At 62.3% G+C, this 358-nt stretch carries 1 protein-coding gene; it reads right to left on the bottom strand.

The window, feature by feature from the left end; all coding sequences use genetic code 11:
- The coding region (locus tag SM757_RS35150; protein WP_322468886.1) for a branched-chain amino acid ABC transporter permease at positions 1–358 on the bottom strand (358 nt) is incomplete at both ends.

Raw genomic sequence — 358 nt, 5'->3', positions numbered from 1 at the left:
GCCCAGCACGATCATGGCCACGATCATCACGGACTCCATCAGCGAGAAGGATTCCGGCGAGATGAAGCCTTGGAAGGCGGCGAACATGGAGCCCGACACGCCGCCGAAGGTGGCGCCCATGGCGAAGGCCAGCAGCTTCATGTTGCGCACGTTGATGCCCATGGCCTTGGCGGCGATGTCGTCTTCGCGGATGGCCATCCAGGCGCGGCCGATGCGGCTGTTTTCCAGGCGGTGGCAGATCACCACGGTCATGACGACCAGCGCCAGGAACAGGTAGTAGTACAGCGTCACCGGGGCGATCGTGAAATCGCCAATCGTCAACGGCTTGCCGAAGCTGAAGCCGAAGATGTGCATCGGA

Origin of the sequence: Azohydromonas lata (assembly GCF_034427735.1) — a bacterium.
GTDB classification, from domain to species: Bacteria; Pseudomonadota; Gammaproteobacteria; order Burkholderiales; family Burkholderiaceae_C; genus Azohydromonas; species Azohydromonas lata.
The sequence above is the reverse complement of the archived record's forward strand: the minus strand, read 5'-3'. Positions and strand labels throughout refer to the sequence as shown.